This is a genomic window from Pseudidiomarina terrestris (assembly GCF_030466375.1).
In the GTDB taxonomy this organism is placed as follows: domain Bacteria; phylum Pseudomonadota; class Gammaproteobacteria; order Enterobacterales; family Alteromonadaceae; genus Pseudidiomarina; species Pseudidiomarina terrestris.
Window position 1 is genome coordinate 105,730 of sequence record NZ_JAGGJE010000002.1, and the last position, 16,405, is coordinate 122,134.

12 protein-coding genes are annotated in these 16,405 nt (G+C 51.6%); 7 read left to right on the forward strand and 5 right to left on the reverse strand.

Going from position 1 to position 16,405, the window contains the following annotated elements; genetic code table 11:
* The first annotated feature begins 14 nt into the window (after nt 1-14).
* The 4 genes from dnaA to gyrB are packed head-to-tail and all read left to right on the forward strand — an operon-like array spanning nt 15 to nt 6,099.
* Nucleotides 15-1,406, forward strand: a complete 1,392-nt coding sequence (gene dnaA, locus J6J28_RS07885; protein ID WP_301720932.1) for a chromosomal replication initiator protein DnaA — start codon at nt 15-17, stop codon at nt 1,404-1,406.
* Nucleotides 1,407-1,462: 56 nt separating this feature from the next.
* The gene (dnaN, locus tag J6J28_RS07890; protein ID WP_301720933.1) at nt 1,463-2,563 is read left to right on the forward strand and encodes a DNA polymerase III subunit beta; all 1,101 of its coding nucleotides are present in this window, start codon (nt 1,463-1,465) and stop codon (nt 2,561-2,563) included.
* Nucleotides 2,564-2,585: 22 nt separating this feature from the next.
* Entirely contained in the window at nt 2,586-3,668 is a 1,083-nt protein-coding gene (recF, locus tag J6J28_RS07895; protein WP_301720934.1) for a DNA replication/repair protein RecF, read from the forward strand.
* Nucleotides 3,669-3,678: 10 nt separating this feature from the next.
* The gene (gyrB, locus tag J6J28_RS07900) at nt 3,679-6,099 is read left to right on the forward strand and encodes a DNA topoisomerase (ATP-hydrolyzing) subunit B (protein ID WP_301720935.1); all 2,421 of its coding nucleotides are present in this window, start codon (nt 3,679-3,681) and stop codon (nt 6,097-6,099) included.
* A 92-nt stretch (nt 6,100-6,191) separates the two neighbouring features.
* On the opposite strand, the gene glyS is transcribed toward gyrB, so the two are convergent.
* Nucleotides 6,192-8,258, reverse strand: coding sequence for a glycine--tRNA ligase subunit beta (glyS, locus tag J6J28_RS07905; protein WP_301720936.1), 2,067 nt, complete (start codon nt 8,256-8,258; stop codon nt 6,192-6,194).
* 3 nt (nt 8,259-8,261) lie between these two features.
* Entirely contained in the window at nt 8,262-9,167 is a 906-nt protein-coding gene (glyQ, locus tag J6J28_RS07910; protein ID WP_301720937.1) for a glycine--tRNA ligase subunit alpha, read from the reverse strand.
* Nucleotides 9,168-9,251: 84 nt separating this feature from the next.
* Here glyQ and J6J28_RS07915 point away from each other — a divergent pair, with 84 nt between their 5' ends.
* Together J6J28_RS07915 and J6J28_RS07920 are read left to right on the forward strand one after the other, a co-directional pair.
* Nucleotides 9,252-9,866 (forward strand): DNA-3-methyladenine glycosylase I, encoded by a 615-nt coding sequence (locus tag J6J28_RS07915; RefSeq protein ID WP_301720938.1) that lies wholly within the window; start codon nt 9,252-9,254, stop codon nt 9,864-9,866.
* The gene (locus J6J28_RS07920) at nt 9,859-10,338 is read left to right on the forward strand and encodes a GNAT family N-acetyltransferase (RefSeq protein ID WP_301720939.1); all 480 of its coding nucleotides are present in this window, start codon (nt 9,859-9,861) and stop codon (nt 10,336-10,338) included. The genes J6J28_RS07915 and J6J28_RS07920 overlap by 8 nt, the downstream gene beginning before the upstream one ends.
* Nucleotides 10,339-10,589: 251 nt before the next feature.
* Here the strand turns inward: J6J28_RS07920 and tusA are convergent, their stop codons facing one another.
* From tusA to fadB, 3 genes are all read right to left on the reverse strand, one after another.
* Nucleotides 10,590-10,826 carry a sulfurtransferase TusA gene (gene tusA, locus J6J28_RS07925; RefSeq protein WP_301720940.1) on the reverse strand — a complete coding sequence of 79 codons (237 nt, stop codon included), beginning with the start codon at nt 10,824-10,826 and terminating at the stop codon, nt 10,590-10,592.
* 105 nt (nt 10,827-10,931) lie between these two features.
* Nucleotides 10,932-12,098: an acetyl-CoA C-acyltransferase FadA gene (gene fadA / locus J6J28_RS07930; protein ID WP_301720942.1), complete on the reverse strand. Its 1,167-nt coding sequence runs from the start codon at nt 12,096-12,098 to the stop codon at nt 10,932-10,934.
* 11 nt (nt 12,099-12,109) lie between these two features.
* Nucleotides 12,110-14,251 carry a fatty acid oxidation complex subunit alpha FadB gene (gene fadB, locus J6J28_RS07935; protein ID WP_301720943.1) on the reverse strand — a complete coding sequence of 714 codons (2,142 nt, stop codon included), beginning with the start codon at nt 14,249-14,251 and terminating at the stop codon, nt 12,110-12,112.
* Between the two features lie 167 nt (nt 14,252-14,418).
* Between fadB and J6J28_RS07940 the strand changes: the two genes are divergently transcribed.
* Nucleotides 14,419-16,404: a transglycosylase SLT domain-containing protein gene (locus tag J6J28_RS07940; protein WP_301720944.1), complete on the forward strand. Its 1,986-nt coding sequence runs from the start codon at nt 14,419-14,421 to the stop codon at nt 16,402-16,404.
* Nucleotide 16,405 lies beyond the last annotated feature (1 nt).

Genomic DNA, 16,405 nt, shown 5'->3' on the forward strand with positions numbered 1-16,405 from the left:
GCAGGGAGTCGAGTGTGAATAAATCGCTGTGGGAGCAATGTACTGAACGCCTACAGAGCGAGCTGTCGACGCAACATTTCAATACGTGGATCCGTCCTCTTCAAGCAGACCTGGCAGACCAAACGCTGACATTGTACGCGCCAAATATGTACGTGGTTGATTGGGTAAAAGATAAATATCTTAACCTGATCAACGACTACTTGGGTGAAGCCGCAAAAGAGAAAGGTGGGGACACTCCCAATGTCTCGTTCGCCGTGGGTGGTATCGAACGTAAAACCAATGGCAGCGAACCGCCGGCTGCTAAAAAAGCAGAACCTCGTCGTGCCGCAGAGCGACCAAGTCGCCGCCAGAGCCCCTGGGATGACGATGGTCCGGCTCCTGCATTTGAATGCAATATCCATCCTGAATATACCTTCGATAACTTCGTTGAAGGTAAGTCCAATCAACTGGCACGGGCGGCAGCATCACAGGTTGCTGAAAACCCGGGTGGCGTCTACAACCCTTTGTTTGTGTACGGTGGCACCGGGTTAGGTAAAACTCACCTGCTGCATGCGGTAGGTAATGCCATCATGGCCAATAAAAAGGGCGCGAAAGTGTTCTATATGCGCGCCGAGCGTTTTGTCCAGGACATGGTTAACGCACTGAAAAATAACTCAATTAATGAATTTAAGCGTTACTACCGTTCGGTTGATGCATTGCTTATTGATGACATCCATTTCTTTGCTAATAAGAAAGGCTCGCAAGAAGAGTTTTTCCATACTTTTAATGCCTTACTTGAAGGTAATCAGCAGATTATAATGACCAGTGATCTCTACCCAAAAGAAATTCAAGGGGTCGAGGACCGTTTGCGTTCGCGATTTGGCTGGGGACTTACTATTGCTATTGAGCCCCCGGAGCTGGAAACGCGGGTTGCGATTTTAATTCGTAAAGCGCAAGAACGGGGAATTAGTTTGCCCCATGAGGTTGCGTTTTTTATCGCAAAACGGTTGCGCTCAAACGTGCGCGAGCTCGAAGGTTCGCTGAATCGTCTGGCGGCCAATGTAAATCTGACCGGACGGCAGATCACTATTGATTTCGTGCGTGAGGCGCTGTCCGACTTGATTGCGGCGCAAGAAAAATTAGTGACCATAGAAAATATACAAAAGACTGTGGCCGAATATTACAACATCAAAATGTCGGATTTACTGTCGAAGCGTCGCAGCCGCTCGGTCGCGCGGCCACGACAGCTGGCCATGGCTTTAGCTAAAGAGCTAACTAACCACAGCTTACCGGAAATCGGTGATGCCTTTGGTGGCCGTGACCACACAACTGTTTTATATGGGTGTCGAAAAATTCAAGAATTAAAAGACGCGCAACATGATATAAAAGAAGACTATAGAAACTTAATCCGCACGTTATCAGCCTAAGAGAAGGTGGTAGAAAGGCCGGTGCTGCAGGGATACGACTACAGGGGACTAACGGGATGAAATTTACCATCAATCGCGATGCTTTCTTAAAGCCGCTGCAAGTGGTCAGTGGCGCTGTTGAACGGCGTCATACGATTCCAATTTTATCGAATGTATTGATACAGGTCGCGTCTGACCATGTACGCCTGACCGGAACCGACCTTGAAGTCGAGTTGGTTTCTGTATGTGATATCGAAGGTGGCGAAGAAGGGCAACTGACCGTCCCAGCGAAAAAGCTGGTGGATATCGTCCGCAGCTTACCCGACGGCGCACAAGTTGAAGTGAGTGCCAGCGGCGAAAAGGCGACGATTCGCTCAGGGCGTAGTAAGTTCACCTTAGCAACGCTGCCTGCAGAAGATTTTCCCAATATTGACGATTGGGATAGTGATATCCAGTTGGTCACCTCACAGAGTGTCCTGCGCGAGCTGATGGAGCGTACTCACTTCTCAATGGCGAACCAGGATGTGCGCTACTACCTCAACGGTATGTTGTTTGAGACCGATGCGAACACATTGCGCACGGTCGCAACGGATGGTCACCGCCTGGCGATGAGTGCAGTTGAAATCCCTCAGCCTAACCTGACAGGCCGTCAGGTGATCGTACCGCGCAAAGGCATCACTGAGTTGATGCGCTTGTTGGATGACGCTGATAACGAAGTGAAAGTCGCCATTGGTGCAAATCATATCCGTGTTGAAACTAATGGTATGTCGTTCACCAGTAAGCTGGTAGACGGTCGCTTCCCGGACTACCGTCGCGTACTTCCACAAGGTGGTGATAAGTTTGTCGTCGCTGATCGTAATGTGCTTAAGCAAGCCTGCTCGCGCGCAGCGATTTTGTCCAATGAAAAATACCGGGGTGTGCGTGTAACCCTGAGTAGTGGTGAAATGTGCCTGACCGCGAACAACCCTGAGCAGGAAACCGCAGAAGAAGTCATCGAAGTCGAGTACGAGGGCGATAGCCTGGAGATCGGTTTTAACGTCAGTTATCTGATCGATGTACTGAACACCATTCATGGCGAGAAGATTAAAATGACCCTTTCGGGTCCGGACGCGAGCGGATTAATTGAAGATAACGAAGACGACTCGTCGCTCTATGTCGTTATGCCGATGCGTCTGTAGGTGGAGACCGTTGTAGCCCGTTATGCATATTGACGCACTGACGCTCACGGATTTTCGAAATTTCGAAGAGGCAAAACTCTTACCCGGGCGTCAGATCAATTTAATCGTTGGTCACAATGGCAGCGGTAAAACCAGTTTACTTGAGTCGATCTATTGTTTGGGGTCGGGGCGTTCGTTCCGCCCTGGAACCCATAAACAGATTATCCGACATGAGCAATCGAGTTTTACGATTTTTGCCCGAGGTACGGATGAGCAGGGCGATAAACATGCTCTCGGATTCCAACGCGATCGCGAGGGATTGGTAAAGATAAGGGTGGATGGTGAGCTGGTTCGGCGATTCGGGCAAATGGCCCAATTAGTGCCAGTTCAGTTGATGACACCAGAGACTGTCGAGCTTGTTTTAGGTGGTCCCAGAGTCCGACGACAATTCCTCGATTGGGGAGTGTTCCACGTGGAACATCGCTATATCGGTGAAATTACCAGTTTCAATCACGTACTGAAACAACGTAACAGCTTGTTAAAGCAACGCCGCGTGGGTCAGGAAGGGGACTATTGGGATACAAAGTTTGCGGAACTTGGCGAGCAAGTGGCGGCTGAACGGCAAAAGTATTGGTCGGGCTTTGAGCCGGTCTTACTTGATAGGCTGAAGCACTTTTTGCCGGAATATGATTTTAAAATCATTTTAAAGCAGGGTTGGGATGGCGATTTGTCGTTGCGGGACGCTATGGCTAAAAACAAATCCGCCGAAGACCGTTACGGTCATGCTATTGTAGGACCTCATAAAGCCGAGCTTAAAATGTTGGCAAATGGGGAGGACGTGAAATCTATCCTCTCGCGAGGTCAGCTTAAGCTCTTTGTTGCAGCGATAAAAGTGGTGCAAGGCGAGTACCTCTTCGCGAAAACAGGAGTACAATGTATTTATTTGGTCGACGATATTACGGCAGAACTAGATGCCGGTAGCCAGCAGAAGTTCTGCGAGGCATTGGTCGCGACTAAAGCACAGTTATTCGTTTCAGCGATTAATAAGGGCGAACTGCCTGAGATAATTCGAAGCGCTGATACCAGAATGTTCCACGTGGAACATGGAACCGTCAAGGAACTATAGAGAAACCGTTATGGCAGAAAATAACTACGATTCGTCCAGTATTAAAGTTTTAAAAGGACTTGATGCCGTTCGTAAACGCCCAGGCATGTACATCGGAGACACCGATGATGGCACGGGTTTGCACCACATGGTGTTTGAGGTCGTCGATAACTCGATAGACGAAGCACTTGCTGGACACTGTAAAGATATCGTTGTCACGATTCACTCCGACGGCTCTGTTTCGGTTAAAGATGATGGACGGGGTATTCCTGTCGACTTGCACGAGGAAGAGGGCGTTTCCGCGGCTCAGGTCATCATGACCGTATTGCATGCGGGTGGTAAATTCGATGATAACTCTTACAAGGTTTCAGGCGGCTTACACGGTGTAGGTGTGTCTGTTGTAAACGCGCTATCCGATACGTTGCAATTAACTATCCGTCGCCAAGGTCACGTTTACGAGCAGTTCTATAAACTTGGTGATCCGGTTGAACCACTAAAACAAATCGGCGACACAGAGCGGAGCGGTACCGAGCTACGTTTTTGGCCGAGCCCTAAGATCTTCGCTGACGTAGAATTTCACTACGATATCTTGGCGAAAAGACTTCGTGAGCTTTCGTTCTTGAACTCGGGCGTTTCGATTATTTTGCAAGACGAACGTAACGACCGTAAAGACCACTTCAAATATGAAGGTGGTATTGCTGCATTCATCGAATATTTGAACGATAAGAAAACCCCAATACACCAGAGCGTGTTCCACTTTACCTTAGATCGTGATGACGGTATTGCGGTTGAAGTGGCTATGCAATGGAATGATTCGTTTCAGGAAAATATTTATTGTTACACCAATAACATTCCTCAACGGGATGGCGGAACACACTTAGCTGGCTTCCGTGCTGCATTGACGCGCACCCTTAATTCCTACATGGAAAAAGAGGGGCTGAATAAAAAATACAAGACCAATGCAACGGGTGATGATGCGCGAGAGGGTCTAACGGCAGTGATCTCGGTGAAAGTACCGGACCCGAAATTTTCATCACAAACCAAGGAAAAGCTCGTTTCATCTGAGGTGAAAACTGCAGTCGAGCAGTCGATGAATGCACAGCTAGCGGACTACCTGCTTGAGCAACCGAACGAAGCAAAGATAATCGTAGGTAAGATTATCGATGCTGCACGTGCTCGTGAAGCGGCGCGTAAAGCTCGCGACATGACTCGCCGTAAAGGCGCGCTTGACTTAGCTGGCTTGCCGGGTAAGTTAGCGGACTGTCAGGAAAAAGACCCAGCACTTTCCGAACTCTATATAGTGGAGGGTGACTCTGCAGGCGGTTCGGCAAAACAAGGGCGGAATCGTAAGTTCCAAGCCATTTTGCCACTGAAAGGTAAAATCCTGAACGTCGAAAAAGCGCGTTTCGATAAGATGCTCGCGTCTCAAGAAGTCGCAACTCTGATCACAGCCCTAGGTTGTGGTATCGGTCGAGACGAATACAATCCAGACAAAACACGTTACCACCGTATCATCATTATGACGGATGCTGACGTCGACGGCTCGCACATTCGTACGCTGCTGTTGACCTTTTTCTATCGTCAAATGCCTGAACTGATCGAACGTGGCTATATGTATATTGCTCAGCCGCCATTGTACAAAGTGAAGAAGGGCAAGCAAGAAACCTATATCAAAGATGATCCGGGTTTGATTGCCTATCTAACCAGTATGGCGCTAGAGAACGCGTCCTTGCACGTCAACGCTGACGCACCAGGCATCTCTGGTCCACACCTGGAGAGTCTGGTAAATGATTACCAGCTAGTGCAGAACGCTATCAAAGTACGGTTGTCACGTCGTATGCCTGAGACGTTTTTACAACGTCTGGTTTATGCGCCACGGTTAACCGAAGAGCTGATGAAAGATGAGTCCGGTATGCAGAACTGGATTGCAACGCTGCAGAACGATTTGACCACTCGTGAAATCAACTCAGCTACGTACACTATGTCGACCCAGTTTGACGAAGAGCGTAAATTGCATTTGCCTGTAGTGATTGTGCGTCAGCATGGTATCGATACCAACTATCCGTTAAATTTCGAGTTTTTAATGTCTCGCGACTATGACCAGTTGGTCAGTATCGGTGAGAAGATTAATGGCTTGGTAGAGCCGGGCGGTTATGTCCGTCGCGGCGACAAAGAGAAACCTGTTGATGACTTTGTTGAAGCTGTTGAATGGTTGATCAGTGAGTCCAAGCGGGGCGTTTATATTCAGCGCTACAAAGGTCTTGGTGAGATGAACCCTGAGCAGCTTTGGGAAACGACGATGGATCCTGAAACTCGCCGCATGTTGCGAGTTACCATTGAAGATGCGATTGCTGCTGATCAGTTATTTACTACACTGATGGGCGATGATGTAGAGCCGCGTCGCGACTTTATCGAAACCAATGCACTGAAAGTGGCCAACCTGGACGTTTAACCAAGGGTTGCAGTTATCAAAGCAAAAAAAAGGAGCCACTTGGCTCCTTTTTTATTTCTTATCAATGCTTTAGCTACTTAAAGTGCTGAAGATCAATTTAGTACTGAAATGTCAGCGATCTGCAAAAAGAGTTCGCGTAGCCTTTGTAAAATTGCCTGCCGGTTAGTGCGCACGGCGTCATCCTCTGCATTAACCATGACATTGTCGAAGAACGCATCTACGGGCTTCTGTAAGGCCGCCAGAGCCTTTAAAGCTCCAGTATAGTTGTTGTGCTTGAGTGCATCGTTTGCGCGTAGCTCAGCCTCTTCCAGAGCCTTAACCAGTGCTATCTCTTCACTGGCGCTTAACAGCCCGCTGTCGATTTTCGTTGCAACAGGGCTATCAAGCTTGGCTAAGATATTTGCTACCCGTTTGTTGGCAGCGGCCAGGGCCTGGGCTTCTTCCAGCTTACGGAAGGCTGCAACAGCGTGCACCCGCTGGTCGAAATCGACCGGCGCCGTTGGGCGACGGGCGAGAACCGCTTGAATCACATCGACACTAATTCCCTGGTCCTGATACCACGGACGGAAGCGGCCTAGCAAAAACTCCACCACATCGTCGTGAACGCTCTCACTGGTTAGCAGGTCGCCAAAGCTTTTCCGCGACAGCTGCACCAAATCGTTCAGATCGAGCGGCAGGTCTTTTTCGACGATGATACGCAGTAAACCTATGGCGGCGCGACGCAGCGCAAACGGATCGCGATCGCCTTTCGGAACCTGGCCAATCCCAAAGATGCCTACCAGTGAGTCCAGCTTGTCAGCCAGAGCTACCGCACAGCCTGGAATGGTCTGGGGCAGGGCATCACCACTAAACCGTGGCAGGTAGTGCTCGTAAATGGCCTCAGCAACGCCTTCAGCTTCATTATCATTGCGCGCATAATGCATCCCCATCACACCTTGTGTTTCGGGGAATTCCAGCACCATCTGTGACACCAGGTCGGCTTTACATAAGAAACCTGCGCGTTGCGCAATCTCTTTGTCGCTACCCAGCATATCTGCAATGCCAGCTGCGACTTGTGCAATGCGATCAGATTTGTCCTTGATGCTGCCAAGCTTCTTCTGAAACAGAACATTATCAAGGGCATTGACGCGCTCTTCGAGAGCGGTCTTTTTGTCTGTTTCATAGAAAAATTGGGCATCTGCCAGGCGCGGGCGAACGACTCGCTCATTACCCAAAATGACCTGTTCGGGATCTTTGCTATCGATGTTGGTAATGAACACGAAGTGGGGCAGTAGCTGGCCTTGCTGGTCTTCCAACGGGAAGTAACGCTGATCGTCCTTCATGGTGACAATCAGTGGCTCTTTAGGTACGTCCAAAAAGCCTTTGTCAAAGCTGGCTGTCAGCGCGACCGGCCACTCAACCAGAGCCGTCACCTCATCAAGTAGCGCCTCGTCAGCACGGACCTGACCTCCGGCTTGCTGCGCCTGGACACGGATGCCATCTTCAATTCGAGCGCGGCGCTTTGCGAAGTCGGCAATAACCCAGGCCGACTCCAGAGTTTCCTCGTATTCGTCGGCATGCATCAGCTGCGTGCCTTGCGGGCAATGGAATCGGTGGCCCAGCAATTTATTTGCCGAGGCAATTCCTAATACTTCACCGGCAATGAGTTCATCGCCATACATCAGCGTCACTGTGTGAACAGGGCGGATGAAGTGAACGTTACCATTACCCCAGCGCATAGGTTTTGCGACAGGCAACTGCTCAAGCGCCCGCTGCACGAAATCTGCTAGCAGGGCGCTTAAGGGCTGCCCTTTGACTTCAGCTTTGTAGAGTAACCATTCGCCCTTGTCTGTTTTAAGGCGCTCGGCCTGGTCGACGCTAATGCCATTTGAGCGTGCCCAGCCTTGGGCTGCCTTAGTGGGGTTACCGTCGCCATCGAAAGCTACATCAACTGAAGGGCCGCGCTTCTCAACCACTTGGTCTTCTTGTTGCGCCGCAACATCCTGGATTTGAATCGCCAGCCGACGCGGGGTGGCGAAGCACTGCACGGCGCCATGCTTCAGCGTGTTATCCGTAAGCTGTTGGGCAAGGTTCTGCGCAAAGGTTTCGCTTAAGCCTTTCAGCGCTTTTGGAGGTAACTCTTCGGTACCGATTTCAACTAAGAGAGTAGCGTATTGCACGTCTTAAGCTCCTTGCTCTGCCAGTGGAAAACCAAGCGCTTCACGCGCCGCATAGTAGGCTTCAGCGCAGCCTTTCGCCATGGTACGAACACGCAGGATATACCGCTGACGTTCGGTTACCGATATTGCGTGGCGGGCATCGAGCAGGTTAAATGCGTGTGAGGCACGCATCACCTGTTCGTATGCCGGCAGCGGCAAATTATGCTCAAGTAAGTGCTTACACTCGCGCTCGCAGGCGTCAAATCGGTCAAACAAGACATCTACCGCCGCATGTTCGAAGTTATAGGTGGACTGTTCTACTTCGTTCTGGTGGAACACGTCACGGTAGAAAATCGTACCGCGCGGACCATCGGTCCAGACCAGATCATAAATACTATCAACGCCCTGGATGTACATCGCCAGGCGCTCCAGACCATAAGTAATCTCACCGGCAACCGGCCGACACTCCAGGCCGCCGACCTGCTGGAAGTAGGTGAACTGGGTCACCTCCATACCATTAAGCCAGACTTCCCAGCCCAGGCCCCAGGCGCCAAGCGTGGGGGATTCCCAGTTGTCTTCGACGAAGCGAATATCGTGAACCAGGGGGTCAAATCCAAGCAGCTCTAATGAACCCAGATAAAGTTCCTGAATATTCTTCGGAGAGGGCTTCAAAATAACCTGAAACTGATAATAGTGCTGTAGCCGGTTGGGGTTTTCGCCGTAACGGCCATCAGTAGGACGGCGACAAGGCTGCACATAGGCAAAGTTGGCTGGTTCAGGGCCAACGGCGCGTAAAAACGTCATTGGATGAAAAGTGCCTGCGCCTACTTCCATATCGAGGGGTTGCACAATCGCACACCCCTGTTGCGCCCAGTAATCCTGGAGCGCGAGGATGAGACCTTGAAAGGTTTTTACATCGTAGCTGGCCATGTGTTCTTCTCGTGCTGATTTTTAATCAAAAGTGGCGTAAATTATACCCTTTGTTGAGCAAGGGTTACAGGAGCGCGGCTAAAAATGCAGACATCTGTGCAACGATGCAGTTGGTGTGGCACTGCGCCAGACTATGTACGCTACCACGATGAGGTGTGGGGGCGCCCGGTGGCCGACAGTCAGGAGCTGTTTGCAAAGCTGTGTCTGGACGGTCAGCAAGCAGGTTTAAGTTGGCTGACGATTTTGCGAAAACAAGCGAATTACGAGGCTGCCTTTTGTGACTTTAATCCTGATGCAATCCTGCAACTTCCAGAAAGCTACAAAGCGGAATTGATGGAAAATGCGGGCATAGTACGCAACCGGCTTAAAATTGAGTCCATTTTCAAGAACGCCCGGGCCTATGTGGACTTGCGTGAGCAAGGGCAGCCCTTTGCTGAATTTCTCTGGCAGTTTAGCGATGGAACGCCGCGGATCTTCGCCCGACAGGGTGATGACATCCCCACCTCTGATGAAGTTTCTGATACTATGGCCAAAGCCCTGAAGAAAGCAGGCTTTAGCTTTGTAGGCACAACGATTTGTTACGCATTCATGCAGGCTGTCGGCATGGTCAACGACCATGTGGTCGACTGTCATTGTTATGATGAGGTTTGTCGGGAAATGCGTAATTTTTCCTTAACATCACGAGAGCATCATGGTTGAGATTACTTTAGCTGACTATCAAAATCCGAAGCATCGCCAGGCGGTGGTCGCTATGTTAAATGATTACGCGCAAGATCCGATGGGTGGTGGCGAGGCGTTACCTGACGAGACCCGGCAGAATTTGGTCGACGAAATGGCAAAACGCGATTATGTATTCTCGTTATTGGCCTTCGTTGACGATGAGCCTGTCGGTTTGGCGAACTGCGTAGAAGGTTTCTCAACCTTTGCCGCGAAGCCGGTGATGAACATCCACGATATCGCGGTGATCAAAGATTTTCGCGGTCAGGGCATTGCCAAACGCTTGCTGCAGGAGGTAGAAACTCTGGCGCAATTCCGCGGCTGCGTGAAACTGACGCTCGAGGTGCTGGAAGGCAACGAGCCAGCCAAGCTGGCGTACGACAAATTCGGTTTCAAGCCCTACCAACTCGACGAAGCCACCGGCAAAGCGGAGTTCTGGCAAAAGTACATCTAGCTCGGCTTCGGCCTTCAGTGCAAGGGTGGCGGGGTATCTCCAAGGGCCGCCGTAAACCCTTCCCTGGGGGCTTGGCGGCCGCATCCATGCGGCCGACACCCTTGGAAATCCCCCGCCACCCTCGCACACGGCCTTCGCCAGCGGCGCACACCTTTACCTTTAGGGCGGGAGACACACGCAGGGCCAGCGGCGCACACCCTTGACAACGAAGCATCAACCCACCCGCGCCGTCGCTCGCCACGCGCGCGCCTTTAGCTCCCTTTGCGAATGACATACCGATACGGTGCTGAAGTCGTTTCAGCAATGACGAGCTGATGATCCATGAAGCGGCAAAAGCTTGGGATGTCGCGGGTGGTGGCGGGGTCGTCGGCGATGACTTCGAGTAAGTCGCCCTGTTCCAGTTTACGGATGGTGGCGCGGATCAGCATCACTGGCTCGGGGCAGCGTAGCCCAAGGGTGTCGAGGGTTTGTGTTATCGCTTGTGTCACGCGGGTTCCTTTTAGCAGGGCAACTACTTTCTAATAAAAAAGCCGTAGCAGTTCACTGCTACGGCTTTTATTTTACGGTAAAATCGCGTGCGGAAAAAGCGCAGGTTAGCTCATGCGCTCGTATACGGTGGCGATGCCCTGGCCAAGCCCGATACACATGGTGGCTACACCAAAGGTCGCGTCTTTCTCTTCCATCAGGTTGATCAGCGTGGTCGAAATACGCGCGCCAGAACAGCCCAGCGGGTGACCCAGTGCAATTGCACCGCCGTTTAAGTTGACTTTGTCGTCCATTTTCTCCAGCAAACCAAGACCTTTCAGCACGGGTAGTGATTGTGCAGCGAAAGCTTCGTTGAGCTCGAACAGGTCGATATCATCAATGCTTAAGCCTGCACGCTGCAGCGCTTTCTTGGTCGCAGGAACCGGGCCAAAGCCCATAATGGACGGATCGCAGCCGGCGACCGCCATGGCACGAATTTTTACTCGTGGCGTCAGGCCCAAGGCTTTGGCTTTCTCGGCAGACATGATCAAGGTCGCGGCAGCACCGTCGGACAATGCCGACGAGGTACCCGCGGTCACTGTACCGTTAGCCGGATCAAAGACCGGGCGTAACTGAGCGAGACCTTCTACGGAGGTTTCCGGACGAATGGTCTCGTCGGTTCTGATCAAGCGCAGGACGCCATCAGCATCATGTCCTTGAATAGGAAGAATTTCCTTGGCAAAACGGCCTTCAGTAGTCGCGGCATGAGCGCGTTGGTGCGAACGGGCACCAAAGGCGTCTTGCGCAGCACGGTCCACTTCAAATTTTCGCGCCAGCAACTCAGCGGTCATACCCATGGAGCCAGAGGCGCGGGCAACTGACTTATTCATGCCGGGGTGGAAATCGATGCCGTGAGTCATAGGTACGTGCCCCATGTGCTCAACGCCGCCGGCGATAAAGATTTCACCGTCGCCGGCCATAATGGCACGGGTGGCATCGTGGATGGCCTGCATGGATGAGCCACACAGGCGGTTCACGGTAACACCAGCTACGTGGTGCGGAATACCTGCGATTAACGCAGAGTTCCGTGCGATATTGAAGCCTTGTTCCAGGGTCTGCTGTACGCAGCCCCAGTAAATATCTTCCAATTCGTTTACGTCGACCTGCGGATTTCTTTCCAACAGGCCTTTCATAAGTTCTGCAGAGAGGTCTTCAGCGCGAACGTTACGGAACACGCCGTTTTTTGAGCGCCCCATAGGGGTGCGAATACAGTCGACTATAACTACGTCTTTCATAATTTCCTCCGTTAGCCCGCAAAGTACGATTTATTGGCTTTTGCCATTTCGCGCAGGCCATCGGTGACTTGATACATCTCACCCAGATGCGCGTATTTATCAGCAATTTCGACGAACTTAGCTAAGCCCAATGTTTCCAGGTAACGGAACGGGCCTCCACGGAACGGTGGGAAGCCAAGACCGTAAAGCAACGAAATGTCGCATTCGGCGGCTGAGCTGACGATACCTTCTTCCAGGCAACGTACACACTCGTTGACCATTGGCACCATAGTGCGATGAATGATTTCATCGGCGCTAAACTCTTTGCCTGTAATACCAAGCATTTCATAAACCTCTGGGGCTTTTTCTTTGCTTGGGCGGCCTTTTTTGTCGACGCCGTAGTTGTAGAAGCCTTTACCGTTCTTCTGGCCATAGCGCTCGGCGGCGGCAAGCCTGGCAATCGCGCTGTTGGTGTCACGAGGCATGCGTGATGGGAAGCCATCAGCCATGACTTCGGTGCAATGGTCGGCAGTATCAATACCAACGACATCGGACAAGTAAGCAGGACCCATGGGCCAGCCGAATTGACGTTCCATCACCTTATCGATGGCGGCAAAGTCAGCGCCTTCATCGACCATGCCAGCAAAACCAGCCAGGTACGGGAAGAGTACTCGGTTGACGAGGAAGCCCGGGCAGTCGTTTACGACAATTGCCGTTTTACCCATACGCGATGCGTAGGCAACGACCGCAGCGACGGTTTCATCAGAGGTCTTTTCACCACGAATAACTTCTACCAATGGCATTTTGTGCACCGGGTTAAAGAAGTGCATGCCGCAGAAGCGTGACGGATCTTTCAGGTTTTTCGCCAGTCGGTCGATGGAAATGGTTGAGGTGTTCGATACGATAATCGCATCATCAGCGACGACATCCTCCATTTGCGCAAGAACCTTGCCTTTCACGTCTGGGTTCTCGACCACGGCCTCGACGACGATATCGACATTTTTCACGGCATCGTCAAGTAAAGTTGGCGTGATGGAGGACAAAACTTTAGCCATTTTCTTATGGTCAATCTTGCCGCGTTCGACCATTTTGCCAAGGATCTTGCTCGCTTCGCCCATACCTTGGTCCAGCGCTTCCTGGCGAATGTCTTTCATGACGACCGGTACGCCTTTGTAGGCAGATTGATAGGCAATACCGCCACCCATGATGCCAGCACCTAAAACCGCTGCTGTCTTAATCTCTTTAGAGGCCTGTTTCGCGGCTTTCTTTGCCTTGCCTTTAACAAACTGGTCCGCCATGAAAATACCGACCTGGGCATGACAGGCGTCGGTTTGGGTCAGGCCAACGAAAGCTTCATTCTCTGCATTCAGAGCTTCTTCACGATGGCTACGGGCACCGTCTTCAATGGCCTTGATAGCCGCATGTGGCGCAGGGTAGTGTTTGCCTGCTTTGGCCGCAACCATACCTTTTGCCGTGACCATGGTCATGGTTAGCTCGGTATCGTTAGCTTGTAACGGATCCAGCTTTGGCTGGCGCTTGGCGCGCCAATCTAAATCGCCATCGATGGCTTGTTGGACCATGTCCAGAGCCGCATCACGCAATTTTTCAGGAGCAACAACGGCGTCTACCAAGCCAACTTTCTGCGCATCTACAGCAGAATTGTTCTTACCTGTGGTGATCCACTCCAAGGCGTTATCCGGCCCGATAATGCGTGGTAAGCGCATGGTTCCGCCAAAGCCAGGAATCAGACCCAGTTTAACTTCAGGAAGACCAATGGTGGCTGTGGTATCTGCAACCCGGTAGTCACACGCAAGCGTTGCTTCACACCCGCCACCTAAAGCAAAGCCAGTGACTGCAGCAACGGTAGGTACGGGCAGGTCTTCTAACTGGTCGAAAACGCGCGATGCTTTATGCACCCACTGCTTGGTGTGTTCGACATCGGCGAAGAGAGTTTGGAATTCAGTGATGTCTGCGCCTACAATGAACGTAGGCTTGCTACTGGTGACGATAACGCCACTGAGGTCTTTGGTTTCAGCGAGTTTCGCTAAAGCCTGACTGAATTCTTCCAAGGTTTTCTGGTCAAATTTGTTGACAGAACCAGCGGCTGCAAACTGCAGCTCGGCAATGCCGTCAGAGACAAATTCGACCCGAATGCTATCACCCTGATAAATCATATATGGTCTCCTGATTTTCAGATTGCGTTCGGTTAGCGTATGATTCGTAGTCAGCTATGATGTGACACTAGGTTATGACACATTAATTTGTGACAAGCGTTTAGTGACAAGAGTTTGGCCCGATTAGGTCAATTTTTCAATGATTATTTAAACGAGCGTTTGAAATTATGTGGTTAATTCGAACGACAGTATGTGCGCTTCTGTTTACAGCGGTTCTTTCCACCGACACTCGAGCTGAGCCTAAAATTCATGATCCCGATCTAAATGGGGGCGAACAACGCGAAAAGCAACGGCAGCTGTTTGTGAAGGCTGAATATGCGGCAAAACGCGGGCGGCTGAATGAGTACAATCAGCTGTTGGACGAGTTGCGCGACTATCCATTAACTCCTTATCTGGAGTTGGAGCGCTTACTGCAAGTCGGCTACGTGGCCAACGAAGAGCGGGTGCTGGACTTTTTTGAGGTTCTGAGCAACACGCCGCTGGACTGGCAGCTACGCTACCCCTGGCTTGACTATCTGGCGCAAAACAATGAACAGCAACGTTTTTTACGCGACTTCATTTATCCGGGACGGGTCGAACATCGTTGTTATTTCTGGCGTTTCTCACTGAGTCAGGAAACTCAACCGCGCGACGCTGTTATGCGCGCCGTCGATCAACTTTGGTTGACCGGAGAATCCTTGCCGAAAGCCTGTGACCCGTTGCTGGCGACGTGGGCCCAGGCCGGACGTCGCACCGATGACATGGTTTGGCAACGGGCTAAGTTAGCGGCCGAAGATGGCAAGCATACCTTGTTACCGTATCTGGCAGGACTGGTGGAAGCGCCTACCAGCGAATTGATTAAAAGTTACCGTCAGGTTCGCCGCAATCCGGCGAATCTTGTGCGTGAAATGGATGAGCTGGCGCGACAGCAGGGCACTGCAGCTGAGCGCGCTGCCAGTATTGTTACCTATGCGCTGGGCCGGCTGATTTGGCGCGACCCTGATGTTGCTATTCGTACGTTCGAAGATTTGCCCGAAGGAATCGTTCTGAGCCAGAGTCAACGCACCGAGCTTGAGCAAAACTTCGCAGTCGCCCTAAGCGCCAAAGATCACTCCCAGGCCCATGACTGGCTGGCCCGGCTGGAGCCGCGTGAGCATAATGCGGCGACTTTGCAGTGGCAGCTGGCCGAGTGGGTGCGGGAAGGCGATTGGCAGGCGCTGCTTGAAGATCCTGCTGCAGAAGTGGGACTTGCCACCGAAAAAGCCCAATGGTTCTACTGGCGTGGACGGGCCTACGAAGAGCTGGGCGACCAGCAACAGGCGGCGACCTTTTTTGCGCAAATCGCCGACCAGCGCAGTTACTACGGTTTCTTAGCTGCGAGTAAACTTGAGCTGCCGTTGCAACTGGCGCAAGAGGATATCCGCTACTTACCACAAGAATTACAAGCGGTACGCGCGCTACCGGCCGTACAAAGAGCTTACGAGTTCTTACAGCTTGAGCGTTATATCGATGCCCGCAGGGAGTGGTATCAGTTGTTGCAGGGCGCTGAGCCGCGCCGACAAGAACTGTTGGCGGTGCTGGCGTCACAGTGGGGCTGGCATGATCAGGCTATTTATACACTGGGTCAGCTTGGCGAATTCGGTGCTATAGAACAGCGCTTCCCTCTTGCTTACGCAGAAGAGCATCGGGAGAATGCCGAGGCGGCAGGTATTGCCGCGGACTGGGCTTTTGCGATTTCACGGCGCGAAAGTGCGTTTCGTTTCGATGCTTATTCCCACGCCGGAGCGCACGGCCTGATGCAGCTGTTACCTAGCACTGCGCGCTATGTAGGACGACGCGATTATGGCCGCCATGATTTGCAAAACACCAGCGTCAACATTCGTTTAGGTACGCGCTATCTCGCCGATCTAAAGCGGCGTCTCGGTGACAACTGGGTTGTGGCTACCGCAGCTTATAATGGCGGCATCTACCGGGTTATTGACTGGATTCCGACCAGTCCCATTGCGATTGATCGTTGGATTGAGACCATCCCTTACCGGGAAACCCGGGACTATGTAAAAAATGTGCTTGCTTACCAGCAAATCTACCTGCTTCTTGAGCAACCAAAGGAAACACGGAATCGCTTTGCTGAGCTGGTGGATATGAAAATTAGTAAAGCAGCGCTGGACTTGTAGG

Coding starts and splice junctions, on each gene's coding strand:
- dnaN (WP_301720933.1), top strand. CDS start 1,463: ATGAAATTTACCATCAATCGCGATGCTTTCTTAAAGCCGCTGCAAGTG.
- fadA (WP_301720942.1), bottom strand. CDS start 12,098: ATGAAAGACGTAGTTATAGTCGACTGTATTCGCACCCCTATGGGGCGC.
- J6J28_RS07915 (WP_301720938.1), top strand. CDS start 9,252: ATGCAGACATCTGTGCAACGATGCAGTTGGTGTGGCACTGCGCCAGAC.
- fadB (WP_301720943.1), bottom strand. CDS start 14,251: ATGATTTATCAGGGTGATAGCATTCGGGTCGAATTTGTCTCTGACGGC.
- recF (WP_301720934.1), top strand. CDS start 2,586: ATGCATATTGACGCACTGACGCTCACGGATTTTCGAAATTTCGAAGAG.
- J6J28_RS07920 (WP_301720939.1), top strand. CDS start 9,859: ATGGTTGAGATTACTTTAGCTGACTATCAAAATCCGAAGCATCGCCAG.
- glyQ (WP_301720937.1), bottom strand. CDS start 9,167: ATGGCCAGCTACGATGTAAAAACCTTTCAAGGTCTCATCCTCGCGCTC.
- J6J28_RS07940 (WP_301720944.1), top strand. CDS start 14,419: ATGTGGTTAATTCGAACGACAGTATGTGCGCTTCTGTTTACAGCGGTT.
- gyrB (WP_301720935.1), top strand. CDS start 3,679: ATGGCAGAAAATAACTACGATTCGTCCAGTATTAAAGTTTTAAAAGGA.